Here is a 23,803-nt window from a genome sequence, read left to right on the forward strand (position 1 = left end):
TGGCAAAGCGCACGGCATGCAGTAATCAGAACAAATGTTCTCGTTCATTAATCTACCATATTTTTCATAAGAACGGAAGCCATTTGACAACATTTTCTGCGATCGATGGATTCTGAAACTTTTACTTTCCTATAAAAAAAACCGCTCTTAATGAGCGGTCGCGGTCCATTCCGACTTGTTGCGGTGATAATGGTGAAGCGTGACGCGGATATCGTCCCGAAGCAGCTCGTGCTCGCGTTCCAGTCGATCCGGCACGATTCGCACCTCGTCGACCCCCTCTAAATTGATGGCATGCACGTCGGCTTCCGTGATTAGCGCCATAAGCAGCGACTGATTACGGCTTGCGATGAGATAGCGGATGTTTCTAAGATCCATCTGGTCAATAACGAGAACTTTTCCTTCTTGATCCACATGATCACTCCTCGCAGAGTTTTCTGACATCCTGTTTATTCCATTCTCCGCGGGGCCTGCTTTTCCCTGCATCAGGCTGGGTAATTCCGGAAATATTCCTTCGCGTTTCCCCCTTGCATTCCGTTCTCAAAAAAACCAAGGCAGCCATTGGCTGCCTTGGTTATAAATCTGCCCCGTTCGCGCGTCGTCTTAAAACACCTTCGTCGTCCAGGATTCGCAGTTCCACGTATCCGTAACCACGTCGCGGTAAAATTCCGGTTCGTGGGAGATGAGCAAAATGCTTCCCTTGTATGCTTTCAGCGCGCGCTTCAGCTCGTCTTTCGCGTCGACGTCCAAGTGATTCGTCGGCTCGTCGAGCACGAGCAAATTCGTCTCGCGGTTGATCAGCTTGCACAGGCGAACTTTGGCTTTCTCGCCGCCGCTGAGCACGGCGACCTTGCTCTCGATATGCTTCGTCGTCAGACCGCACTTGGCAAGCGCCGCGCGAACTTCGAACTGGTTCAACGACGGGAACTCGTTCCATATCTCGTCGATGCACGTGTTGTAGTTCGCTTCCTTCATCTCTTGCTGGAAGTAGCCGATATGCAGCGTTTCGCCTAGCTGAACCGAGCCCGACAGCGCCGGAATCTCGCCCAGGATGCTGCGCAGCAGCGTCGTCTTGCCGATGCCGTTCGCGCCGACGAGCGCGATCTTCTGCCCGCGTTCCATGCGCAGATCGAGCGGTCTCGACAGCGGGCTGTCGTAGCCGATGACGAGCTGGTTGGTTTCGAAAATAAGCTTGCCGCTCGTGCGGGCGTCCTTGAAGTTAAACTGCGGTTTCGGCTTCTCTTTCGCCAGCTCGATGACATCCATCTTGTCGAGCTTCTTCTGACGGGACATCGCCATGTTGCGTGTCGCCACGCTCGCCTTGTTCCGCGCGACGAAATCCTTCAGGTCCGCGATTTCCTGCTGCTGCCGCTTGTAGGCGGATTCAAGCTGCTGCTTCTTCATCTCATGCACTTTGAGGAAGTGGTCGTAATCGCCGACGTAACGGTTCAACTCTTGATTTTCCATATGGTAGATCAGGTTGATGACGCTATTCAGGAAAGGAATATCATGGGAGATGAGAATAAACGCGTTCTCGTACTCCTGCAAATAGCGCTTCAGCCATTCGATGTGTACTTCATCCAGATAGTTGGTCGGCTCGTCAAGCAGCAGAATGTCCGGCTTCTCGAGAAGAAGCTTCGCCAGAAGCACCTTGGTCCGCTGGCCGCCGCTGAGATCGTGAACGTCCTTGTCCAGGCCGATATCGGTCAAGCCTAGACCGCGCGCCGTCTCCTCGACCTTAGAGTCGATCATGTAGAAATCCTGGTTGGTCAGCGTGTCTTGAATCGTGCCAACGTCTTCCAGCAGCCGCTCCAGTTCTTCCGGGCTTACTTCGCCCATGCGGCCGTACATATCGTTCATTTCCTGCTCCATGTCAAACAAGTATTGGAAGGCGCCCTTCAGCACGTCGCGGATCGTCATGCCCTTGCTCAGCACCGCATGCTGGTCCAGGTAGCCGACGCGCATCCGCTTGGACCATTCGACCTTCCCGTCGTCCGGCTGCAGCTTGCCCGTAATAATGTTCATGAAGGTGGATTTGCCTTCGCCGTTCGCGCCGATCAAGCCGATATGCTCGCCTTTCAGGAGGCGGAACGAAACGTCGTTAAAAATCGCGCGGTCGCCGAAGCCGTGGCTGAGCCGCTCTACGTTTAAAATGCTCATGTATGACACCTTTTCTTTTAGAGTTGTTCAAAAATGTCGATTTTTGAACTCGTACTTTTTAGTCTGATTTCTCGCCTTATTATACAAGCTAGGGCGCGTCAACTCAATGCGCCAAACGGATTTTGGGCGCCATGACCGGCATACTATGCTCATAACTTCTCCAACGCTTGCCGCATCGACGTGGCCATTCGTTCCAGGCGCAAGCGCAAGGCTACGAGATCGGGGTAGGCGGCGGCCGCCGCTCTTGAAAGCCGGCCGGCTATCTTCGATCGCGCCGCCGGCGCGGTATCCATATCGTCCAGCGCGGCGGCGGAGCTGTTCAAGCATTCGATCCATCTCGCGATCGCGCGTCCTTCGCTCATAAGCTCGGCGGCTTGCGAGGCATCCTGCCGATCCAGATAGCGAAGCGCGCCTTTAAGCGGATTGCCGGCTCGGAGTTCGGCAAGCTGAGCTGCATATTGCGCGAATTCGTCTTCCGTCAAACCTAATCCGCCGAAGCCGGCGTCGTCGCTCTCTAACAGCGTTCGAATTCGTCTTGCGACGTCTTCCAACGCGTACAAGGTCTCCGATGGATCCGCGCCGATATCAGTGTCCAATTCCATCAGCCAGTCGGCCGTAATTCGGCTCCCCGTTATCGGACGGACTGCCGTTCGGCGTTCAATAACCGCCTCCGCCCGCAGCGGCGGTTGCTTGCCGCTTGCCTCCAGCTCTTGCAGCAAACTCTTGAGCTTGCGATCCGCGCGACCGGCAAACTCGGCCCCTTCCGATTCGATCCGATACGACCGTTTGGCTGCGTCCCAATGCGTCAGCACGCCCGTTATCGCGATCCGCTCGCTCGATTCGTCCACTTGCGATATATGCGCGCACGCGGCTTGCACGCGTTCGCCGGTCAATTCGGCCTGCTCGAATTCGCCGTTCGGCGAAGCTAGCCAGACGCGAACGCCTCGCTCGCGATCCGCCGCCTGCGCCAGCCACGTCCCGTACGCCAAGACGGCCTGTTCCGGCAAGGCGTTCGTCTCTCGGCGCAATTCGACCGGGTCTCCGGAAGCCGCAAGGAGCCGAACGAATCGCTTGGCTGCCGGCGAGGCCGGCGTGATGCCGAACAAATCCGCTTCGGTTGCCGAAATCAGCAGCAAGCCCCCGGGGACCGCACGGGCGGTCCGCCATACGTTACTTTGTCGGATTTTGGCCGGAGGCTTGCGCGAAATCGCGTCCCAACGCGGATCCAGCATGGCGAGCAGCTCGGCGAGTTCTCGTTCCTGCCGCTCTTCCGCCGGTTCCGTCTCCCAACCGGACGCCTGCCCCGCCCCAACATATTGAATCGCGAGCAGCTCGCAGCGGCGATCCGCCGCTTCCCGAACCGCTTCGATGCGCTCCGCTATCATCTGTCTACCACCTCGGCGATGAGGTCCCGCCTTCCGGCCGCAGCGCCCCATTTTAATAAGTCTATACCCAACGCTTGAAGTCGGTTCATTCCGACTGCCTGCATGCGCACTAGCGCAAATAAGCGTCTGCCGGCAGCAGACGCTCTCTATCGATTCAGGCGGATGCCTGTACTATCGCCTCGAAATAACCGGCCAGCGAGTGCTCGACTATGCGGTCGACGAAAGCCGGCTCGGCATGAGGCAATAGCTGAATGGCGTATGACCAAGCGTTCTCTTCGATGAGCAGCGCCGTTCTCGCCGACTCCATTGCCGCCTTGTTCTGCTCGAGGATTCGGGCGAGTTCCGGCAAGCGAGGATCTTCGGCATGACCGAGTTCATGCGCAAGCACCACCTCGAAATAGTCGGCCAGCTGCTCGTCCGAGCCGAACAACTGCACGCATTGGCTTGCGATCTCGGTCAGATACATCGTGATCGTGTGCGTCGACAAGCTGTATTTGCCACCGATCATTCGGCCTCCGGGAAAGCTGCCTTTCAATATGACATTGGCCGTGCTTCCGGATGCCTCAAGCAGGCGCCGAACGAGGCGCTCCGCGATCGCCTTCTCCAATATCCCCTCACCTGTCTTTTCCTCGAAGATGCATCTATTATATACGATGCCGATGGCTTGTGGTAGCACAAAACGGCGGCATTCCGATAGAGCATGCCCCACCAAACAAGCATGACGAAGGACCTAGGAAAACCTTACTATTTCATTCAAAAGACGTTTTGACAAAGCGGACAAGGGTAAAGAGAACATGTAGCAAGCACACAAAACCCACTAAGGAGTGATTCGTAATGGCAAACAACGACAAAATGAGCCGTGAAGAAGCAGGACGCATGGGTGGAGAAGCAACAGCGCGCAGTCATGACAAGGAATTCTATCAAGAAATCGGCCGCAAAGGCGGCGAGGAAACTTCCCGCACGCATGATAAAGAGTTCTATCAGGAGATCGGCGAGAAGGGCGGCGAAGCGACATCCCGCAGCCACGACAAGGAATTCTATCAAGAAATCGGGCGTAAAGGCGGCGAGTCCCGCAGCGACGACAGTCGCGGACGCGATAGCGATGACGGCCAAGATGGCAAAATGAGCCGCGAAGAAGCAGGACGCAAAGGCGGAGAAGCGAGATCCCGCAACAACAACGACAACAGCTAAACCATCTCGGCTAGCGCATGACACGATTGTTCATGCCAACGCCAGAATAGATCGCAAAGAAGAGCGAACCTCCCGGTCGCTCTTCTTTCTATTGGGCTGACATCGGGAAACGGCGCTCGACAAAAAGCGATCCTTCGCCATGTCCGGCGCCAGGATCGCCCTATTTACTTCCGCGTGTTGCCGGTAGTAACCGTATCGCTCGCGTTTCCGTATGCTTCCAGCCGCTCCCATGCTCCGGCGTCGTCGAAACGGGCCGCCTGCCTTGTCCGCTCTTCATCCGCGTTCAGTTGGGATACCGAAGCGCGGGCATCCGTTCCGCTTCCGTCCTCCGGTCCGGCCGACGCATGCGTGACGCATCGCGTGGTTGCGGGCAGCGCTTCGAGACGCTCGTACCGTATCGGCTTTCCGCATAGGTCGCACAAGCCGTATTCCTCGCTCTCCAGCCGGTCAAGCGCCGCTTCGATCTCCGCCAGCTTCTGACGAAAGTTATCGTCAATGGCCATATCCCGCTCCCGTTCGAACGTCTCCGTACCCAGATCGCCCGGATGATTATCGTAAGCGGACAACTCGCCGACCGATTCGGTCTCGTTCGCCCCCCGCAAGCCGCTATCCGCCGCTCCGTCTTCAAAATGAGCGTTCAACCGCTCTCGTTCCTCTTCGAGCAATCCGCGCAACGCCTCGAGCTGGCTTGGGGTCAATTCCGTATTCGGCATCCAGCTTCCCTCCCTTTTCTAGCTTGGACTTCATTACCCGTCCGAACGGGCGATTGAAGCAAGCGGATAACGCGAAGGCGGCTATTCCACTTTTTTCCTTCGCATAAAAGAAAAGCGTTCTACTGCCGATAATAAACATGGTGTCGAATCTATCAGCCTTTCCTAACCAAATATCCATACTTACAACCAGAAAGAAGGTAAAGACAACCATGCAAGACGCTCCGCAGCCACGGAAAACGCGTGACGCCGGCTACGATTCGCGCGAACGGGATTTGATCCGCCGCAATAAAGTCGTGCTCGTCGCGCTCCTGATCGTAGCCGCCCTCTCGCTCATGTCCGTGTTCGCGCTGGATTCCATTACCGCTTCCAGCATGATCACGATCGGCATTTCGCTCGTGAATACGACGATATTCGGCATCATGCATTATTTACGCAAAGGCATTCGAGTCATTGGGTATTACGCGATCGCGGGAACTTTGATCAGTTCCACTTACTTGATGATCGCCACGCCGGACTTGAATAATGTCTTCCTGATCTACTACGCGATCATGATGTCTCTAATTTACATGCGCCTGCCGCTCACAGCCGGCGTAAGCAGCTGGGGACTCGGCATCCTTATATACCTCATCTCCCAAACGGATGACCACGATGCCGCAAGCGCCTATGTCGTGTATTATCTGCTGCTGAACATCCTGTTCTTCTCGCTGCTGCGGGTATCGAACTTCGTCATGAAGGAGATTGAGGCTTCCCGCGCCGAGACCGAGCAGCTGCTCGCGGCGCAGCAGGCGCAGAAGGACGAGCTCATCGGATTCGTTAAGAAGCTCTCGCTTAACATGGGCGACATATCGGCGAACAGCAGCCAGAATATGTCGTCGTTCCAAGAAATGTCGCACGCCTTCCAGCAGATCGCATCCGGATCGGCCGTCCAGATGGAAGCCACGGTCGAGATTGACGACAAAGTGAGCGGCCTGGCCGGCATGACGCGTTCGATCGCCGATTCGAGCGCGACGCTTCGTCAAGAGGCGTGGAGCACCGGCGAGCTGTCGAAGTCGGGACAGGAACAGATGGCGCAGCTTCTCGACACGCTCACCCGCTTCAAAGCCGACACCGATGCCATGACCGCGGAATTCGGCGAATTAATTCGCCAGCTCGCGCAGACCAGCCAATTTAGCGAAACCATCAAGGAAATCGCCAGCCAGACCAATCTGCTGTCGCTCAACGCGAGCATCGAAGCGGCCCGCGCGGGCGAGCACGGCCAGGGATTCGCCGTCGTCGCCTCGGAGATCCGCAAGCTTGCCGATATGGCGGGCGGCGCCGCGGATGAAATCTCCAGCCGGCTGAACGCCTTCTCCCTGCAGTCGAACGCGACGCTTGGACGGATGGAGCAGGTATCGGTTCAGATGGAACAAAGCTACGCCATGTCGAACAATACCAAATCCGCCTTCGAGAGCATCGATCGCGCCATCGCGAATCTGAACCGGATTTCGGACGGCTACGGCGATCATATGGCGCAGATGACGGATTCCGTCGATGCGATCAAATCGTCGACCGGTCATCTTGCCGCTGCCGCCGAACAGGCCAGCGCTTCGCTGCAGGAGCTGCTTGCGACGGTCGAGAATTTGCTGCGAGGCAATGAACGAACGACAGACAGCATTAGCGAAGTCAATCGTACGCTGCAAAATATCGGTTAATGCCGGCCAAAGAACCTTTCCTGAACAGCTTAAGCGCGTTCAGGAAAAGGTTTTTTCTTGTACCATTTACGATTTACCGTGCGCGTCTACATGCATGTTCAAGCCAGCGGACATGTGGTACTATGGGAGCATTCGCTTTCAAGCCCCTATTTCCCGATTTAATTTCCAATTTATTTACAATTAACAATTTTTACACTTTTCTATTATTTATGTCACTCAGACGTTATTTTGTCATTTTTTCCGCTAATGTCGATTACATTTCAATTTTGATGTGATACGATTATTTCGCTACTCGGCTGTATCACTTCGCACAACCCGGTTACTCGTACCACGCGCGCATTGGATGTAAGCTTTGTTGACCGAACAACGGCACCAAGACGGCATGGTCCGGTACGATCGTTCCTTGTGCCTGCCCTTTTCATGCCTTATCTCCCCTAATGCCGCTTGTATCGCCACCTATCTCACATTCAACTACCTGTACGCGTAACCTCCGTGCCAGCAAAGGAGGTGATTCATTGATGGTTTCAACGCTCCCGAAGTGGAGCGCGATGTACGCGCACGTCAAATGGTTCATCGACGATTTCTCCTGGACGCCTCAGCCGATGTCGAAGGTGCTCACCAATGGCTTCCTGTATTGGTTCGGTCTGACGATCGCGGGTCTACTGCTCTGCTCCGTCTTGGCGGGGCCGCTTGACCGCGTTCCGGTCGTACGTAGGTTGCACGGCTTTCTGAACCGGTTCGTGCCTTACAAAATGGGCATTCTGCGCATCGGTCTCGGTATCGGTCTCGTGCTGCAGCTGCTCACAGGCACGTACTTGGCGCCCGAATTCCCGCTGGACTCCTGGTGGCTGTACGTCTTGTTGATCGCGGCCATTGCCGGGCTTGTCCACAAGAAACTGCTTTCTGTCAGCGGCGCCGCGCTCGCCTTCTTGTACATCCGAACGATTACGGTCTACGGTTTATTCCACAGTCTGGACTATATGTTCTACGTCGGCATCATTTATTGTCTCGTCACCGCCAACACCAAGTGGAATCGCTCCGGCACGCACGTGATGTACGTTTTCACCGGTCTGTCGCTCGCTTGGCTCGCGATGGAGAAGCTGACGCTCGCCAAGCTCGCCTGCACCGTCATGCACGACTACGGGCTGCCGACGATGGGATTTACGGTAGAAGATTTCGTCCTGATCTCCGCCTTCGTAGAGCTCGGGTTAGCCTGGGCATTCATCGTCGGCCTCATGAACCGCTTTACCGCTCTGCTCGTCACCGGTATTTTCCTGTTCACCGCTTCGGTGTTCGGCGAGACGGAGGTCGTCGGCCATACGATCCTGCACACCCTCTTCCTGCTCTTCATTATCGAAGGCAGCGGCAACTGGCAGACGCTGTTCAACTTTCACCGTTCGCTTGCGATGCGCTGCCTGTTCGTCGCCGTCAACTTCTGTTTCCTGCTGTTCGCCATGATGGCGATCTATATTTGGATGGGTCAGCCGGGCAATATTTTGGGCGCGTAGTCTCCGCTTCCCGCATGAAAAAGCGGCTTCGCAGGTTGTCCTGCAAAGCCGCTTCGTTTCTATTCCTCGCCAATACGTTACGACGCATAGACCGATATGCCGTTCTTGCCGTTACGCTTCACCCGGTACATGGCCTCATCCGCGCCTCGCAGTAGATCCGTTAACGACATGCCATCCGATGGAAACTCGCTGACGCCGGCGCTGTACGAGATCGTAATCCGCTCCTGACCGATCTGGAAAGGCTGTTGTCCGAGCGGTCCGAGCCGGACGGAGATATCGCCTAACAGCGCTTCCGTCCGAACCGGGTCCGGGATTAAAATAATAAACTCGTCGCCGCCCAGGCGACCGAGCATGTCGTTCGGGCCGGACGCGCGCCGCAAGCAGGAGGAGATATGGACGAGAAAATTATCGCCCGCCACGTGGCCGAACGTGTCGTTGATCCATTTGAAGTTATCCAAATCGATCAGTACGAGCGCGAACCGCCGTCCGCGCTTCATGAGGTTGTCCGCTTCCTCATTGATCGCCATCCGGTTATGCAGTCCGGTTAACGTGTCGTGATGAGCCAACTGACGGTACCGCTGCTCGGATTCCGCCAAGCGGCGTTCAGCTTCCTTCAGCCGGGTCACGTCCGTCAAATGCAGCACGAGCAGTTCTTCGTCGATGCCCTGCAGCACGTCCGCATGGACGAGAAACTCGGTTCGTCCGCCTTCCGGCGTCTCGATGCGTAGCTCTCCGTCGACCTGCGGACGCTTGCCGGACTTGCGGTCTTGCATCCGCTCCCGCAGCGTGGTGCCGTCTTCGAAGCGCAGGGAACTCGCGGGGTCCGCCGCTTCGCGCTCGGAGCCGAACAGGATGGCCGCGCGGGGATTCATTTCTTTGACCGCCCCCAGCTTGTCCAGCAAAATAATCGCGTTCGGACCCGATTCGAACAGCGTATGGAACAACTGCCTGTAGTCCGGGAGAAAATCGTATTTGTTCACGATAGTTCGCAACGCGAGAACCCACAGCAGACAGCCGGAGAAGTACAACGCCATCGATTCAGGACTTGTCGTGATGCCATATTGCAGCAAGACGGTCACCAGCACGAACCAGCCGAACATCGTCATCAAGCTGAGCAGCAGCAATTGGAGCACCTTGCGCTGCCTCGGATTGCGCGAACGGCGCCAACCGATCGTCAAGATGAGGACGGAGGATAAAATATAGCCGCCGACGAACGAGACGGCCAGCGCCAGAATGAGCGGATGCAGCGGACTGCCTCCGCCTGTAACCTCGGGGTTATACAACGCCCGATCGGCATATGAGGCGAGCAGCGTCGCGTATAGCGTAAACGGCAGGCCGTAAACGGCCGGTATTAGCCATCGGGCCAGTTTGCTAAGCGTGCCGCTGATCTGCAGGCAAAGATGGATGAGCAGGCTGATCGTCAACAGCAGCATCGGCGCGTTCCAGTAGAGGACGATCGGCACCTCGTAAGCATTATACAAGGTCGATTTAATATATTCCCCCATGAAATAAGAGAGCAGCGACAACATGAGCAGCGATGCGACGCGGTTGTGCGGACTCTTGCGGTTGCGGACGTACAGCGTGATCGCCATATAAAAATAGACATAAGACGGAAGCAGTATCGTCAAAAAATCGAGCGATATTTCATTCATAATGCGCAGCCCTCGTTGCAGTCATAGATTGACTAGGTATTCCGAACTAGTTGTAGCTGTCGGTTCATTCTAACACGTTCCGCCATTCTCTTACAAAAAAATTTACGGGCGCGTTTCCCGTTCTTCCATTTCGATCTTAACCGACACGCATGCTACCTCTATAAACGTAACTGGACCGAATGAGGTTGCGTGAAACAGGAAAAAGCGCCTTGCGGCGCTGTGTAAGGATTGTACATGCTGCGTTCGCAGTCGGCCATCCGCTAGGCATGCCGCCGTACTTCCAGCCTCCGCGCCGCCAGCGATAGGGCATAGTTGACGACGAAATAGAGCGCCGCCACGAGCAGCAAAGTCGGCATGACGATGTTAATATTCTGCCCCATAATAATGTTGGCGTTATGCGTCAGCTCGGCCAAGCTAATAATGACCGTGAGCGACGTGTCCTTCAGCAGCGAGATGAACTGGCTGACGAGCGGCGGCACCATCCGCCTCAGGCCGATCGGGAGCACGACGTGCCGAAGCGTCTGAACGGCGCCAAGCCCCGAAGCCCGAGAAGCCTCCACCAGCCCCCGGTCCACGGACCTCAGACCGCTTCTCACGATCTCGGCGATCATCGCCGCTTCGAAGACGGTGAGGGCCAAGATGGCGGCCCAGAACAGGTTCAGCTGTATGCCGAATTCGGGCAGCCCGTATCGGGCGAAGAAAATAATGAGCAGCAGCGGCAAATTGCGCACCATTTCCACGAGCAAGCCCAGCAGCTTGGAGACGATCGGGATGCGCGCATAACAAACGACGCCGACCAACAATCCGACGATAAAGCTGAGCACGATGGCGAGCAAGGCGAGCCGAAGCGTCATACCGAAGCCTTCGAGCAGGAACATCAAGTTGTCGGCCGAATAAGCTTGCTTGAAATCCACCTTCGTCCCTCCTTACCCGCCGCGTGCCAGTCTGCGCTCGAGCAGCCGGGACGTATAGGCGAGCGGCAGCGTCAGCACCAGATAGAACATTGCGACGAACAGATACGTATCGACGGTGTCGTACGTCTCCAGGTTAATGATATCGCCGTAATACATGAGGTCCATGCCGGCGATGACGCCGAGCACGGACGAATTTTTGACCAGATTGAGAAACTGGTTCGTCATCGGCGGGATGACGATCCGCACCGCTTGGGGTAGCACGACGCGTCTCATCGCCTGGGCATACGTGAGACCCGATGACCGCGCCGCTTCCATTTGTCCCTTCGGCACGGCCAGGATTCCTGCCCGGACCGCTTCGGCGATGAACGCGGAGGTATAGACGATGAGCCCTAGCGTTCCGGAGACGAATCCGTTCAGCGCAATGCCCAAAGCGGGCAGGCCGAGGAAAAAGCCATATACGACGAGCAGCAGCGGGATATTGCGAAACACCTCCACGTACACCGTGCCGAGGAAGCGAAGCGCGCGCCAATGCGATATCCGCAAGACGGCGATCAGCGTTCCGGCCGCGAAGCTGCCGACGAGCGCCAGCAGGCTGGCCAGCAGCGTGTTGCGCAGTCCGAGCAGGAACGTCTCCCAGTGATCGGTCAACACCGTGAAGTCCGGCATAGGCGAACCCTACTCCGCAGGCGGCTTCTCGCCGATCCACTTCTCGTAGATGGCGGCATATTCGCCGCTAGCCTGCAGCTCCTTGATCGTTTCGTTCACGAGCGCGACGAGCGCGGATTCGCCCTTCTTGATCGCGATACCATAAGGCTCGTCGGTGAACGTCCCCCCGACGACTTCGTAATTATCGTCTTGCTTCGTCATGCCGTACAAGATGGCGTTATCGGTCGTGAGCGCCTCTCCCTTGCCGGCCCGCAGCGCGGTGAAGGCTTCCTGATAGTTCTCGTACTGCTGCACTTTGAGGCCCGGAATCTTATCTTCGATATTCTTGATCGAAGTCGCGCCTTTCACGCCGAGCACCTTCGAATCCTTTGTCACGTCCTCAATACCCTTGATCGCGCTGCCTTTCTTGACGAGCAGCGATTGGCCCGCCTTGAAGTAAACGTCGGAGAAGTCGACTTCCTTCTTGCGCTCATCCGTGATCGTCATCGTCGCGACGATCAGGTCGATCTCGCCGTTATTGAGCATCGGGATGCGCGTCTTCGACGTGACTTCCTTCAGTTCCAGCTTCGTTTCATCCCCCAGCACTTTCTTGGCCACCTGCTTGGCGATATCGACGTCGAAGCCCTCGACCGCGCCGCTGCCGGGGTCTTTCAAACCAAAGAGCTTCGTATCGAACTTGACGCCGACGACCAGCTTGCCACGCTCCTTGATTTCCTTGAGCACGCCTTCGTCCGCCGGCGCTTCGGCGTTCGTCCCGCCTCTCGCGGCATTGCCGCCATTGGCGCCGCCGCTCTCTCCGCCCGCGTTATCGTTCTTCGTTCCGCACGCGGACGCGACGAGCATGATCGCGGCGAGCATGACGCCGAGCATTCGGATGCTTCTCCATCTCAACATGATTGGAACCCCCCTGTCGTTCGATTAACGTGTCTGGCTTAATGGTTGAGCACCCGGCTCAAAAAGAGCTTCGCCCGCTCCGCTTTCGGCTGGCCGAAGAACGCCGCCGGCGCCCCCTCCTCTACGATCCGTCCCTCATCCATGAAGATGACCCGATCCGCGACCTCGCGCGCGAATCCCATCTCGTGCGTCACGACGACCATCGTCATGCCTTCCATCGCCAGCTGCTTCATGACGCCGAGCACCTCGCCGATCATCTCCGGATCCAGCGCCGAGGTCGGTTCGTCGAACAGCATGATCTTCGGCTTCATCGCGAGCCCTCTGGCGATCGCCACGCGCTGCTGCTGCCCGCCCGACAGCTGGGAGGGGAAGACGTCCGCTTTCTCCGGTATGCCCACTTTCGCCAGCAAATGACGGGCATGCGCTTCCGCCTCCGACTTCGTCTGCCCGAGAACCTGAACGGGCGCCAGCGTAATATTGTCCAGTACGGTTCGATGCGGATACAGATTGAAATGCTGGAACACCATGCCGATGTCGCGGCGAAGTCGGTTGACATCCGCTTTCCGCCCGCCAAGCGCCATATCCAGCACGGTCAACTCTCCGCCGGAAACCGTCTCCAGCCGGTTCATGCAGCGCAGCAGCGTGCTCTTGCCGGAGCCGGACGGACCGATGACCACGACGACTTCGCCCGGATCAACGTGCAGATCGATGTCCTTCAGCACGTGCAGGCTGCCAAAGTACTTATTCACCCCTTTAAACGTAATCAGATGGCATCCCTCCTTCGTTGGCAGTGGCTCTCTGACCGGAGTATAGGAGCAAGTATATTAGCGAATGTCGCCTTTCATGTCCCTTTTTCGGCCGCATGACATTGCCGGTCAGGCTTCGCACATGCCGACCAAACGCATAAAAGCCGCGCTAGGCGCGGCTTTCGCAGTTATTTATGGGGAGATTGCTTTATACTTGTCCAACGTCGTGCAAACCTAGGATCAGCGTTGCGGGCTTCAAAATGATGGTGCCCGTCACGGGATCGGTACGCATGTCATACTCCAGACGCTCGACTTCGAAGCGCTCAACCTCGTCCGTACGCGTATCGTACACGACGTCGAACTCCTTCAAGCCGATTTTGGGTACGATGGCGACGCCACCGATTTGAAACGCGCTGGCGACGGTGCCGTACGCAAAGTCTACGATACGGATCGGTTCGTTGTTCATGTCCTTGATTTCAATCTGTTGAACGACTTTATATGCCATGCTGTTCATTCTTCCCTTCCGCTTAACATGCCTTAATTCTACATGATTCGACAAGAGGTGGCGAGTCCTAATTATGCACTGCGACCATTGTAATAATTGCTAACGACAATCAGTATGGGCAAATGGGCGCATTCTATGCACCGGTCCGCCAAAATAAAGATATGGCACGCTTCGATCAAAACGAAAAAGCAAGAGCATCGAATGACGCCCTTGCCTCTTCTTCGCATGAACCGCAGCGATCGTTTACGCTTCCTCCCACAGTCTTCTCACGTTTGCCAAGCCGATGGCGGTTCCCTTCTTGCACTCCTCCAGCCCTTCGAACTCGAGCGAGATATAACCGTCATAGCCGCTGCGCTTAATCAAGCAAAGGCTCTCGGCCAGATCCAGATCCCCTTGGCCCGCGATGGCGCCGCGCAGAAAGTTGCCGCTGGCGCTGCGGAACCAACCGTCTCCGGGATTGCGATACGATGGCCTGCGGTAGAAGTCCTTCACGTGCACCATCGAGGCGAACGGCAAATTGTTGCGGACGGCCGCGACCGGATCTTCATCGACGCAGACGAAATTGCCTACGTCCAGCGTTGTCCGAAAATTCGGCCGGTCCACCGCCTGGACGAGCGCTTGGACTCTGTCGCTGGCCTGCACGAAATAGCCGTGATTCTCGACGCTTGTCGTGATGCCGTATCCCGCCGCGTAATCCGCGATTTCGCCGCATGCCTCCGCCAGTTTGGCCAAGATTGCGTTAAAATGGCGGATGGACGTATCATCGCTTCGGGCGACGTCATGCCGCATCAGCTTGACGCCGAGACGCGCTGCAAGTTCGACCTCCGACTTGACCCGTTCGATCTCCGACCGGTACGCTTCCTCCGATTCGACCGCGAAATTCGCGCCGATCGCGTAATTCGAAACCGCGATTCCCCGTGCCGCCGCTTTCTCGCGAATCGCGTCCGCGAGCTCCGGGTTGCCGGCAAGTTCGAATCCGACCGGCACGATCTCGACATGCTCGGCGCCTTGATCCGCCACCCAATCGATCACGCCCAGAATATCCATCTCGCCGGATTCGAGCGCCTGATACAAGCTATAAGAGCTTATGCCTAATTTCATGTTCGCGTCTCCTTCTCGTTCTCGTCTTTTCTATTAAAGCCACACTTCTTCGCCGGTCCGCGCCGACTCGTAGATCCCGCACAACATTCGCATGACGGCGACGCCGTCCTCGACCGGACTGATCGGCTTGCTGCCCGCGCGCACGCTATCGACGAAATGACGAACCTCGTTCAGAAACGCGTCTTCGATATGAATCGATTTGTTGTCCGTCTGCGGCGCGATATTGAGGATGGTGTTATGCTTCTCCGTTACGATCGCCAGCTCCGGCTCGATCTCGATGCCGCCTTGATCGCCGTACAGTCTGACCGCGAACTCGTCTTTCTTCGCATGAAGCGTGAAGCTGACATCGACGAGCAACGACGCGCCGTTCTCGAACCGGATGAGGGCGTTGGCCATATCTTCGACGCCGTTGACGTTCGGATCGTAATCCGCCGCTTGGTAGAAGGATAGATGTTGGATATGCGAACGATTGCCAAGCTTCTTATACGTATTGCCCGTTACCGATACCGGCTTCGGCCGGCCCATTAAATACCAGCACAGATCGATGATATGGACGCCAAGGTCGATCAACGGTCCGCCGCCGGAGCGTTCCGGATCGGCGAACCACCCGCCGGGATTGCCGAGCCGGCGAATGAACGAGGCTTTCGCATAGTAGATGCCGCCTACGTCGCCGTTATCGATGAACTGCTTGACCAGCTGCGCGTTGGCGTCATAGCGCCGGACGAAACCCACTTGAAGCGTCTTGCCGGATTCGCGCACGGCTTCCTCGATCCGCTCGGCCTCCTCAACCGTCCGGCAGAGCGGCTTCTCGACCAGCACATGTTTGCCGGCGCGAAGCGCGGCAATGCTGATTTCCGCATGCGAGTTGTTCCACGTACAGATGCTGACCGCGTCTACCTCCGAATCGGCCAGCAGCTCGCGGTAATCGGTATACACCTTTCCGATGCCGTATTTGCCCGCCTTCTCTTCCGCTCGCGTCCCGTTCAGGTCGCAGGCAGCTACCAGTTGAACCCCTTCAATTCTCCGGTAAGCTTGCAAATGCAACTCCGAGATCGATCCCAACCCGATAATACCTACTTTGATTGTTGCTGCCGCCATACGCGCGCTGCCTCCCCATTGATAGTTGCGAATAACCGGATTCGCATTATACAATCAGGCTAACATATCCGCTACGCGAGGGAGAATAACCGTTATGACCACATTCATGGATTATACGATCAGCAAATTGCCCATTCGGATCGTGGACCGAATGATCGATCCCGGCACGCTGAGCGTCAAATCGCTGTCCTTAATCACGGCCGGCCATTTGCCCAACCGCACCTTGTTCCGGCGCTCGGCAACCTTCAACCACCACGCAATCGTCTATATCGCGGATGGCTCCGGCACCTATCAAGTCAACGGCGGGGAGCGTCAACCGGTCGGCAAAGGCAGCTTCTTCCTTTTCTACCCGGGAGCGGTATTCGATTACGGGCCGGGTCCGAACGAGACGTGGGACGAGTTTTATTTCACGGTGGAAGGCACGCGTGTCGAAGAGTGGTTCGCGACCTGGCTCTCGGAGCCGGACCGGGTGAAGCAGGCGTGGAATTACGATACGCAGCGCGGGAAAATCGAACGCATCTTCGCGTTGATGGACAGCGGAGAGGCGGGCAACCTGGATCGGGCGGCGCTTCTGCTCGAGACCTTCCTATTCGAGCTCATGCAGAGCAGCAAGCCTCCGGGGAAGGCGCCTGCCGTCAGTCCGACGGCCGCCTTGCTCGAAGCGGTTCAAGCCGGGATCGCGGAGCCGTTCGACGCGGCGGCGCTCTGCGAACGCCACCATATCTCGATGTCGACGCTGCGCCGCGCGATCCACAAGGCGACCGGCTACTCGCTGCATGAATACGTGCACCGGCTGAAGATATCCGAAGCGAAGAACATCTTGCTCAACACGAATCAATCGGTGAAGGAAACGGCCATCGCGCTCGGGTTCAAGGACGTCTTCTACTTTTCCCGGCTGTTCAAGAAAATCGTCGGCGTCTCGCCCCAACATTACCGTAATCATGTTTAAGACAAGCGGAATAATTTGATTTTATTTTTACAATTTTCAGACTATTGTTTACACCGACTTCATGTTGATCGCTTATGCTGATCGTAGAACCATTACAGGCAAGTTCAAAAAGCCGATGATTCGGCACCGAGAAGGTTGCTTGAAGGCGAAGAAGGAAGAGCGGAGTTTTGGCCAACCTAAATGAGCACCGGATTTCAAGCCTGAACGCAAAATTCGATGCCGAGTTTCTTCCTGATTTGCTTCGTGATCAATCGGCGACTTTTTGAGCTACCTCTAACAAGGAGGCGATCTCATGTATATCTTTCTCGCGTTAATGTCCGGCGTCCTTCTTATCTTCGCCCTGTTGACCGTTTCGCTTCACATGAAAATCAACCGTACCCGCAAGGCGCTCCGTCAAACTTATGGTTACTCTCGCGTCCGCAAATCAAAAAAACGCCGCAACGATCACGACGTTTTCTGGATGGGCGGCGGCGTCTCGGATACCGGATCAGACCGTTCCGGGTCGGACGGCGGATCTAGCTGCGGCTCCGGTTCCGATGGAGGTGGCGGGTCCAGCTGCGGCGGGGGCTGCGGGGGCGGAGGCGGAGGCGATTAAGGCGCTCTGCCCAGCCCTGCGTTCATCTACCGTACCCCCAAAGCCCTCGCTTAGACTCCGCCCGCTGCAAGCTGACCCGTATATGCCCGTATTCCATCCGCCACGCTCTGGGCGACGCGGTCTTGGAACTCCTCCGTGAAAATAATTTGTTCCTCCTCCTGATTCGACAGGAACCCGACCTCCAGCAGCGCCGCCGGCATCGTCGTCTCCCGCAGCACCTGGAAGCTCTGCTTCTTCACCTTCCGATCCTTAAAGCCCGTCGCCCCGAGCAAATACTGGTGCATCACTTCCGCGAAAGCTTTGCTATTATCATGATAATAGAACGATTCGGTGCCCTTGACGTCCGGCTTATTCTTCACGGAATTCGCGTGAAGCGAGAGAAACAGATCCGCTCCCAGCCGATTCGCAAGCTGCGCGCGTTCGGACAGCGTCGGGTAGGTATCGTCCGTTCGGGTCATCACGATCTGTATATCGGGATCGTTCTGGAACAGCCGCTCGATCTTCAGCGCGAGCGCAAGCGTGAACGCTTTCTCCTGCGTCTTGGTATAGCCGATCGTACCGGGGTCGCTGCCGCCGTGGCCGGCATCCAAGACGACGATGCGCTTACCCGTAGGCAAGGGATCGGACGGAACCGCCGGAATAACGGGATCGGATGGAATGCTCGGCAAGGCAGGCGCCGGGCCGCCGCCCGTCCCGTTCAGGTCGATCGTCCAAACTATGTCAACGCCCTCTCCCTCGCTGTAAACCGAGTAGTCCTGCTTCGCCTTCAAATCCATCACGATTCGCACCTTCGGCGGCGATTCGCTGAACAGCGAGTACCTTACCTTGCTGACGTTCGGTTCGTCCGGAAGTTCGATCGCGCCGCTTTGCTTGCCGAACTCCCCTTGAGTTAGCGTGAAACCGTCCGCATAGCCGGTCTGCGGCAGATCGACAACGATGCGGTCCGGTCCCGTCAACGCGGTCACTTCCGGCACGCCGCCCCCTTCCACCGTGACCGATAGACGGTTATCGGTGAACCGGATGTCTTGCACGCGCCCAACCGCGTCATCGGTCGGCGGTTGAATCTCCGAGCTGCCCTGTCCGGCCTCTCCTTCGATTGGCGGCATGCTGTTATCCGGTTGAGACGGCGAGTCCTCATCCGGCTTAGGCTGCTCCGGCGATAGGGGCTCGGTCAGTACGACCCGCTGCTTCTTCCCGTCCCAGCCGACCGTAAGTCCCATGTTCTCCCCGACGAACCGAAGCGGAACAAGAGTCGTGGACGCCTGCACGACCGGCGCGGCGATCAGCGACCGAGGGTCTCCGTCCACGAGCGCGGAAGCGCTGCCGATCGTCAAATCGATCTGCCTGTCATCCTTGGCGATCTTCACCTTGTTCTCTGCCTTGTTCCAATCCACCTGAAAACCGAGCTTCTCCACGATAATCCGGATCGGCACCATGACGCTGTTGTTGGACACCTGAAGCTTCAAGGCCGGCGGCAGTTCCAACTGCTGTTCATTAAGCACGATTTGCAGCTTGCCGGAAGCGGCGGCCGCGGCTTGTCCGTTCGCCTGGAATGCAAAGGCAAACACGAGCGCGGCCGCGAACGCGAGCAGCGTCTGAACACGTTTCTTCATAAGTTCCTCTCATCCCATCTTTCTCTTCGAATTTGATTGCGTCCGAACCCAAAGAAGCCCGTAATTTTTAGACGAGTACGTCGGCGTTTTGTTGCAGGTTATTCTAAATTTTTCCTTAACCGCCGTTTACTCGACAGCCGGCGACACGCGCCACCTGTCGAATATCAACGCCGCACGCTATGCACGCAGCAAAAAGCTCCGCGCATCATGCGCGGAGCTTCTGGAGTCGGGCTATTATTTGCGTGCGTAGAATCCGATCAACTCTTTCGTCTCCGGGTGGATAACCACGACGAGCGGTCCGAGAAGCGCATCTTGATCGGTCGAGTACGTGACCGTGATCAGCTTGCCTTCCTTCGCAACGAGGTCGGCCAACGCTTGTTTCTGCTTATCGGTCGACGTCATGACGCCAGCCGATTTGGCAGGAACGACCGACACGAGCGCTTCATCTTTCTTCGTTACCAGGCGGGACTGCTGCTCTTTCGGAACGAAGGACCAGCCGAGCTCGCGGAATTCGGCGGCGTTCTCCGGCTGCTCGTCAAGCACGACGAGCACGTGGAGCGGGCTAATCGGCGGCAGGCTCTTCGTCATGATCGGACCGTAATACGCGCGCACCTTCGTGCCCGGCTTCACTTGCGACCACTCGACCGGCTGTCCTTCCGGCGTGATGACGAGCGTTTCTTTGCCCGCGTTCAACGTCAGCTCCGGCTTCTCTTGGCCGAATTGAATTTGCCAGCCGTCCGTCGAGTTGCCCGACGACAGCACCGCGTCTTCCTTAACCAGCGTGTGCTGGCCGACCGTAATCGTGGCCGCATGCGATTGGCCCGGGTAGCTGAGCGCCATGATCGGACCGTATTCCGCCGTCACTTGCATGCCTTCCTTCAGATCCTTCACGGCGACCGTCTTGCCTTGCGAATCCTTGATGACCGTCTCTTTGTCCGCCGTCAGAATGATCCACTTGTTCGTGCCGCGGCCGAGTACTTCGAGCTTCACGCTGCCGTCTTCCAGCGCCGTCGTCTTCGCGATGACGCCCGAGATCAGAATGTAGTCCGTCTCTTCTTCTTGCTGCTGATCGCCTTCGCCCTGCAATTTAATTTCTTTGCCGTTCCAGCTCAGCTCGTAGCCGAGGGCGCTTGCCGTATCCCGTGCCGGCAAATAGGCTTTGCCGTTAATATAAACCGGATGCAGGGCCGTGCTCTCGCCGTTGACCGATACTTGAATGTCGCTGCGCAGCAAGCCGTGAACTTTCTCGATGAATCCTCCTGCTCCGGCCACCGCCGTCGTCGACAATACACCAGCTGCAGTTACCGCAATAATCCAAGATTTTTTGTTCATCCTTAATCGCTCCTCTGTTGTCATTTTGATTCAAACTTGCTTGTTTCGTGCTATTTGATTACTCAGACGCAACTCGATGCGAAAAGGTTACACAAGAAAATATTCCCATTTTGCACATATAAAAAAAGCCCGCCTCATTCGAAAATGAAGCGGGTCGTCATGAACGCGAGCCTTATTTCATTTTGAACTTCATCACCATATCTTGAAGCTCGGTCGCCATCTGGCTCAGCGAATCGGAGTAAGCCGCGATCTCCTGCATACTCCGATATTGCTCGGCCGTGGAGGAACTCACCGACGTCAGCTCGTTCAGCGACTCTCTGGAGATGCCGAGAGTCTCGTTCATGGACGCCGCGATCTCCTCGGAGCTGACCGACATCTGCTCGGATGCCGCGGACACCTCTTGGATCTGCGCGGTTACGTCGCCGACCGCATCGACGATGCGATCGAAGATGCTGCCGAGCTCCTCGACCTGCTCCACGCCGTGCTGCACGACTTGGACGGCCAGCTTCTTCACTTCGGCGGCGACGACCGCGAAGCCGCGGCCGTGTTCGCCCGCGCGCGCTGCTTCGATCGCCGCGTTCAGCGACAGCAGATTCGTCTGCGCCGCGATCTCGGAGATGAACTGCACGATCTGGTTGACTTCCTGCGACTTGTTCTCGAGCGTCTGGACGGAATGCACCGAGCGGCCAACGACTTCGTTCGCGTTCACGATTTCCGTCACGGCGTTCTTCACCGCGATGCTGCCCATCCTCACTTGCTCGTTCATTCCCTGCGCCATCTCGTAGACGTTGCTCGAAGATTCCGCCACGCGCTGGATGCCGATCGCCATTTCCTCCATTGCCGTGGACGACTGCTCGGAGCCTTCGAATTGAACGCGGGCGCCTTGCGCCATTTGATCCACCGACTTGGCCATATTCTCCGCGGCGTCGGACGAGCTCGTGGCGATGGCCGACAGCTGCTCCGACGAGGCTGCCGTATGCTGGACGGACTCGGACATTTTGCCGAGCGTGCCGCTGAACGCGTCGAGCATGTCGTTCAGAATCATTTTCATCTGCAGCAACTCATCGTTGCCCGCGACTGCAAGGCGCGGCGTCAAATCGCCCTTCGCGACGACTTTCATCGTTGTGATCATTGCGAAAATCGGCTTCAGCATCAAAGAGGAGAACAGGTAGGCGAGAATCGCCACCGCCGCGGCTCCTACCACGATGGTGATCCATGTCATGACTTGGACTTGACGGACCGAACTCAGCAGCTCAGCCTCATCCCCGGCAACGACGACGCGCCAGACGGTTTGTTCGATGACCGCATAAAAAGCAAGCTCGCGAACGTCTGCCGCGGACGTGTATTCGACACGCCCTTCTTTCTTCGCCAACACTTCGTTCGCGAAGAGCTCCGCCGTCTCTTCGCTCTCGACGTCTTTCAGCGATTTCGTGGCGAGCGACGTGTCCTTATGCGATTGATAAACGCCGGATTGGGAGAGTATATAAGCATAGCCGCTCTCGCCCATTTGGATGTTCTCCAAGTCCTCGATTAGGCTCTCGTGGCTGACCATGCATTGCAGGAGCCCCGGCGAATTCGCCGCTATCGGTCAGGATCGGCACGTCGATCATGACGCTCGATGGCAAGCACCAACGCGAAAAACGTTACTTTCGCTTTAAATGAGCCGGTAAACTACGCATGATTTCCTCTCCTCTCGTTTCATTGTCGTTGACCTCTTAAAAATGATTTTAGACATGTATCGACACCATCATTAGCGTTATATTAGGTATTCCTGAAGCATTTCGAATCCGTCCCCCTTGTGCAAAACACCACAATCGATTTCGTTGTCGGAAATAAAAAACGGCACATCTCCGAAAGGAGACATGCCGTCTTGAGGATGCTTTCAAACCGATCGTGCTTAGTCTTCCGTCAACGACTTCACGAAGCGAAGGGCGAACAGGACGATGTTGATCAGGTCGAGGTAAATGTTGACGACCATGAGCGGAATTTCGCTTTCGTCGAACCCTTCCTTGGCCATGCGGTTGAAGTCGTACAGCGTATAGCCCATGAAGATCAACAATCCGAAGCCCGCGTAGAACGTCTCCATCGCGCCGTCGAACGGGAAGATGAACTGCATCAGACCGATCAGAATGAGACCGATCAGCGAGGCGAACAGGAATCCGTGCAAGAAGCGGAAGTCTTCCTTCGTTCTCGACGCGTAAATCGCCAGACCCGCGTAGACCAGCACCGCGACGCCAACCGTCTGAATGACGATCGAGCTACCCATCGATGCGATATAGTAGCTTAGCGTAAATTGAAGCGTGGCGCCCGATACGAGCATGAACGCATACATGAGCGGGTAGCCAATCGACGTTCTTCTGCGCAGGAACATCATCCCGATGAGCAGCGCGAGCTCGAGAATAATGAGCGGTATACGCGCAGCCGTCGGCAGCATCGTGCCGATGAACATGCCGACGCCCGAAACGATCAAGGCGAAGAAGAAGGTCAGCATTAGTTTGGCCATCGGATTGCCATACGAGCTGGAAGAAGCGTTGTAATTCATGGTTCGTTAACTCCCCTTAAAAAAATAGTGGTGATGCTCTTCTGTTACGCGCGACGGCGCCGTCCGTTTCAGGGCGTGCCCAAAATCAGCTTGACGCCTTCGATCTTCAGCTGGTCCATGCGGATCACCCAGTCGCGAAACGTGGCATACGCTTCGTCGGTGTAACCGAACAGTCGTCTCAGCTCGCTGACGACCAGCTTTTCTTCGTCGTTGTAATCGCCGTCCGCGAACATGAGCAATAGCATCTCCGCGAAGAACACGTTCTTCACTTGCTCGTTGTCGAGCGAGCCAACGATATCGGCCAGCTGGCGATCCTTCTTCACGGCGTACGGCTCTCGCCAGTCCAGCTCCGCCATGATGCCGCTTATAAAGCCCTGCTCCTTGCGGTTGACGCAGCCATCGGCCTCCGCGACAAGGTGAGCCAAATCCAGAAACGCTTCCTTATGCGCCTTGGACTGTAAAAAATGCAGAAACACGCGTCTTTCACTCCCCCGGGTTTTACGAAATGGCAAACTTGTGAACTAGTACATTCGACACGATATCCCAAAATC

The 23,803-nt window shown here is 56.6% G+C and carries 23 protein-coding genes; 5 read left to right on the plus strand and 18 right to left on the minus strand.

Annotated features, from left to right (window positions below):
* Positions 1-147: 147 nt before the first annotated feature.
* The 4 genes from BCM02_RS20815 to BCM02_RS20830 form a co-directional block, all read right to left on the minus strand.
* Entirely contained in the window at positions 148-411 is a 264-nt protein-coding gene (locus BCM02_RS20815; RefSeq protein ID WP_148931064.1) for a hypothetical protein, read from the minus strand.
* Between the two features lie 189 nt (positions 412-600).
* The gene (locus BCM02_RS20820) at positions 601-2,157 is read right to left on the minus strand and encodes an ABC-F family ATP-binding cassette domain-containing protein (RefSeq protein ID WP_148931065.1); all 1,557 of its coding nucleotides are present in this window, start codon (positions 2,155-2,157) and stop codon (positions 601-603) included.
* Positions 2,158-2,306: 149 nt separating this feature from the next.
* A complete protein-coding gene (locus BCM02_RS20825; RefSeq protein WP_148931066.1) occupies positions 2,307-3,542 on the minus strand; it encodes a hypothetical protein in 1,236 nt (411 codons plus the stop codon).
* Positions 3,543-3,696: 154 nt separating this feature from the next.
* The gene (locus tag BCM02_RS20830) at positions 3,697-4,149 is read right to left on the minus strand and encodes a hypothetical protein (protein WP_148931067.1); all 453 of its coding nucleotides are present in this window, start codon (positions 4,147-4,149) and stop codon (positions 3,697-3,699) included.
* Between the two features lie 227 nt (positions 4,150-4,376).
* Between BCM02_RS20830 and BCM02_RS20835 the strand changes: the two genes are divergently transcribed.
* On the plus strand, positions 4,377-4,733 hold the full coding sequence (locus BCM02_RS20835) for a KGG domain-containing protein (protein ID WP_148931068.1): 357 nt from the start codon (positions 4,377-4,379) through the stop codon (positions 4,731-4,733).
* A 164-nt stretch (positions 4,734-4,897) separates the two neighbouring features.
* Here the strand turns inward: BCM02_RS20835 and BCM02_RS20840 are convergent, their stop codons facing one another.
* Complete coding sequence (locus BCM02_RS20840; protein WP_148931069.1) at positions 4,898-5,446, minus strand: TraR/DksA C4-type zinc finger protein; 549 nt, start codon at positions 5,444-5,446, stop codon at positions 4,898-4,900.
* A 209-nt stretch (positions 5,447-5,655) separates the two neighbouring features.
* On the opposite strand from BCM02_RS20840, the gene BCM02_RS20845 reads away from it, so the two are divergent.
* Both BCM02_RS20845 and BCM02_RS20850 read left to right on the plus strand, forming a co-directional pair.
* Complete coding sequence (locus tag BCM02_RS20845; protein WP_187434334.1) at positions 5,656-7,137, plus strand: methyl-accepting chemotaxis protein; 1,482 nt, start codon at positions 5,656-5,658, stop codon at positions 7,135-7,137.
* Positions 7,138-7,655: 518 nt separating this feature from the next.
* Positions 7,656-8,645 carry a hypothetical protein gene (locus tag BCM02_RS20850; protein WP_187434335.1) on the plus strand — a complete coding sequence of 330 codons (990 nt, stop codon included), beginning with the start codon at positions 7,656-7,658 and terminating at the stop codon, positions 8,643-8,645.
* Between the two features lie 77 nt (positions 8,646-8,722).
* On the opposite strand, the gene BCM02_RS20855 is transcribed toward BCM02_RS20850, so the two are convergent.
* The 8 genes from BCM02_RS20855 to BCM02_RS20890 all read right to left on the minus strand — a co-directional run bounded on the left by BCM02_RS20855 (position 8,723) and on the right by BCM02_RS20890 (position 16,221).
* On the minus strand, positions 8,723-10,297 hold the full coding sequence (locus BCM02_RS20855) for a GGDEF domain-containing protein (RefSeq protein ID WP_148931071.1): 1,575 nt from the start codon (positions 10,295-10,297) through the stop codon (positions 8,723-8,725).
* A 260-nt stretch (positions 10,298-10,557) separates the two neighbouring features.
* Positions 10,558-11,211: an amino acid ABC transporter permease gene (locus tag BCM02_RS20860; RefSeq protein ID WP_148931072.1), complete on the minus strand. Its 654-nt coding sequence runs from the start codon at positions 11,209-11,211 to the stop codon at positions 10,558-10,560.
* Between the two features lie 12 nt (positions 11,212-11,223).
* The gene (locus tag BCM02_RS20865; protein WP_148931073.1) at positions 11,224-11,877 is read right to left on the minus strand and encodes an amino acid ABC transporter permease; all 654 of its coding nucleotides are present in this window, start codon (positions 11,875-11,877) and stop codon (positions 11,224-11,226) included.
* Between the two features lie 9 nt (positions 11,878-11,886).
* A complete protein-coding gene (locus BCM02_RS20870) occupies positions 11,887-12,771 on the minus strand; it encodes a transporter substrate-binding domain-containing protein (RefSeq protein WP_148931074.1) in 885 nt (294 codons plus the stop codon).
* Positions 12,772-12,809: 38 nt separating this feature from the next.
* Complete coding sequence (locus BCM02_RS20875; protein ID WP_148931075.1) at positions 12,810-13,538, minus strand: amino acid ABC transporter ATP-binding protein; 729 nt, start codon at positions 13,536-13,538, stop codon at positions 12,810-12,812.
* A 187-nt stretch (positions 13,539-13,725) separates the two neighbouring features.
* Positions 13,726-14,031, minus strand: coding sequence for a hypothetical protein (locus BCM02_RS20880; protein ID WP_148931076.1), 306 nt, complete (start codon positions 14,029-14,031; stop codon positions 13,726-13,728).
* 234 nt (positions 14,032-14,265) lie between these two features.
* On the minus strand, positions 14,266-15,123 hold the full coding sequence (locus BCM02_RS20885; RefSeq protein ID WP_148931077.1) for a sugar phosphate isomerase/epimerase family protein: 858 nt from the start codon (positions 15,121-15,123) through the stop codon (positions 14,266-14,268).
* A 33-nt stretch (positions 15,124-15,156) separates the two neighbouring features.
* Positions 15,157-16,221 carry a Gfo/Idh/MocA family protein gene (locus BCM02_RS20890; RefSeq protein ID WP_148931078.1) on the minus strand — a complete coding sequence of 355 codons (1,065 nt, stop codon included), beginning with the start codon at positions 16,219-16,221 and terminating at the stop codon, positions 15,157-15,159.
* 94 nt (positions 16,222-16,315) lie between these two features.
* Between BCM02_RS20890 and BCM02_RS20895 the strand changes: the two genes are divergently transcribed.
* Complete coding sequence (locus tag BCM02_RS20895; protein WP_148931079.1) at positions 16,316-17,170, plus strand: AraC family transcriptional regulator; 855 nt, start codon at positions 16,316-16,318, stop codon at positions 17,168-17,170.
* Positions 17,171-17,462: 292 nt separating this feature from the next.
* Complete coding sequence (locus BCM02_RS20900) at positions 17,463-17,765, plus strand: hypothetical protein (RefSeq protein WP_148931080.1); 303 nt, start codon at positions 17,463-17,465, stop codon at positions 17,763-17,765.
* Between the two features lie 50 nt (positions 17,766-17,815).
* Here BCM02_RS20900 and BCM02_RS20905 read toward each other — a convergent pair whose 3' ends face one another.
* From BCM02_RS20905 to BCM02_RS20925, 5 genes are all read right to left on the minus strand, one after another.
* Positions 17,816-19,378 (minus strand): N-acetylmuramoyl-L-alanine amidase family protein, encoded by a 1,563-nt coding sequence (locus BCM02_RS20905; protein ID WP_148931081.1) that lies wholly within the window; start codon positions 19,376-19,378, stop codon positions 17,816-17,818.
* A 234-nt stretch (positions 19,379-19,612) separates the two neighbouring features.
* Positions 19,613-20,710 (minus strand): stalk domain-containing protein, encoded by a 1,098-nt coding sequence (locus BCM02_RS20910; protein WP_148931082.1) that lies wholly within the window; start codon positions 20,708-20,710, stop codon positions 19,613-19,615.
* A 172-nt stretch (positions 20,711-20,882) separates the two neighbouring features.
* On the minus strand, positions 20,883-22,262 hold the full coding sequence (locus BCM02_RS20915) for a methyl-accepting chemotaxis protein (RefSeq protein WP_148931083.1): 1,380 nt from the start codon (positions 22,260-22,262) through the stop codon (positions 20,883-20,885).
* 345 nt (positions 22,263-22,607) lie between these two features.
* Positions 22,608-23,252, minus strand: a complete 645-nt coding sequence (locus BCM02_RS20920; RefSeq protein WP_148931084.1) for a Bax inhibitor-1/YccA family protein — start codon at positions 23,250-23,252, stop codon at positions 22,608-22,610.
* Positions 23,253-23,320: 68 nt separating this feature from the next.
* Positions 23,321-23,728: a tellurite resistance TerB family protein gene (locus tag BCM02_RS20925; protein WP_148931085.1), complete on the minus strand. Its 408-nt coding sequence runs from the start codon at positions 23,726-23,728 to the stop codon at positions 23,321-23,323.
* Positions 23,729-23,803 lie beyond the last annotated feature (75 nt).

This window comes from Paenibacillus methanolicus, assembly GCF_008124765.1.
GTDB lineage: Bacteria > Bacillota > Bacilli > Paenibacillales > Paenibacillaceae > Paenibacillus_Z > Paenibacillus_Z methanolicus.

Excerpts from the sequence above, each read along its gene's own strand:
- BCM02_RS20870 (WP_148931074.1), bottom strand. The coding sequence starts at position 12,771 with ATGTTGAGATGGAGAAGCATCCGAATGCTCGGCGTCATGCTCGCCGCG.
- BCM02_RS20885 (WP_148931077.1), bottom strand. The coding sequence starts at position 15,123 with ATGAAATTAGGCATAAGCTCTTATAGCTTGTATCAGGCGCTCGAATCC.
- BCM02_RS20865 (WP_148931073.1), bottom strand. The coding sequence starts at position 11,877 with ATGCCGGACTTCACGGTGTTGACCGATCACTGGGAGACGTTCCTGCTC.
- BCM02_RS20845 (WP_187434334.1), top strand. The coding sequence starts at position 5,656 with ATGCAAGACGCTCCGCAGCCACGGAAAACGCGTGACGCCGGCTACGAT.
- BCM02_RS20900 (WP_148931080.1), top strand. The coding sequence starts at position 17,463 with ATGTATATCTTTCTCGCGTTAATGTCCGGCGTCCTTCTTATCTTCGCC.
- BCM02_RS20915 (WP_148931083.1), bottom strand. The coding sequence starts at position 22,262 with ATGGTCAGCCACGAGAGCCTAATCGAGGACTTGGAGAACATCCAAATG.
- BCM02_RS20825 (WP_148931066.1), bottom strand. The coding sequence starts at position 3,542 with ATGATAGCGGAGCGCATCGAAGCGGTTCGGGAAGCGGCGGATCGCCGC.
- BCM02_RS20880 (WP_148931076.1), bottom strand. The coding sequence starts at position 14,031 with ATGAACAGCATGGCATATAAAGTCGTTCAACAGATTGAAATCAAGGAC.
- BCM02_RS20835 (WP_148931068.1), top strand. The coding sequence starts at position 4,377 with ATGGCAAACAACGACAAAATGAGCCGTGAAGAAGCAGGACGCATGGGT.
- BCM02_RS20840 (WP_148931069.1), bottom strand. The coding sequence starts at position 5,446 with ATGCCGAATACGGAATTGACCCCAAGCCAGCTCGAGGCGTTGCGCGGA.
- BCM02_RS20855 (WP_148931071.1), bottom strand. The coding sequence starts at position 10,297 with ATGAATGAAATATCGCTCGATTTTTTGACGATACTGCTTCCGTCTTAT.
- BCM02_RS20820 (WP_148931065.1), bottom strand. The coding sequence starts at position 2,157 with ATGAGCATTTTAAACGTAGAGCGGCTCAGCCACGGCTTCGGCGACCGC.
- BCM02_RS20910 (WP_148931082.1), bottom strand. The coding sequence starts at position 20,710 with ATGAACAAAAAATCTTGGATTATTGCGGTAACTGCAGCTGGTGTATTG.
- BCM02_RS20895 (WP_148931079.1), top strand. The coding sequence starts at position 16,316 with ATGACCACATTCATGGATTATACGATCAGCAAATTGCCCATTCGGATC.
- BCM02_RS20920 (WP_148931084.1), bottom strand. The coding sequence starts at position 23,252 with ATGAATTACAACGCTTCTTCCAGCTCGTATGGCAATCCGATGGCCAAA.
- BCM02_RS20905 (WP_148931081.1), bottom strand. The coding sequence starts at position 19,378 with ATGAAGAAACGTGTTCAGACGCTGCTCGCGTTCGCGGCCGCGCTCGTG.
- BCM02_RS20850 (WP_187434335.1), top strand. The coding sequence starts at position 7,656 with ATGGTTTCAACGCTCCCGAAGTGGAGCGCGATGTACGCGCACGTCAAA.
- BCM02_RS20890 (WP_148931078.1), bottom strand. The coding sequence starts at position 16,221 with ATGGCGGCAGCAACAATCAAAGTAGGTATTATCGGGTTGGGATCGATC.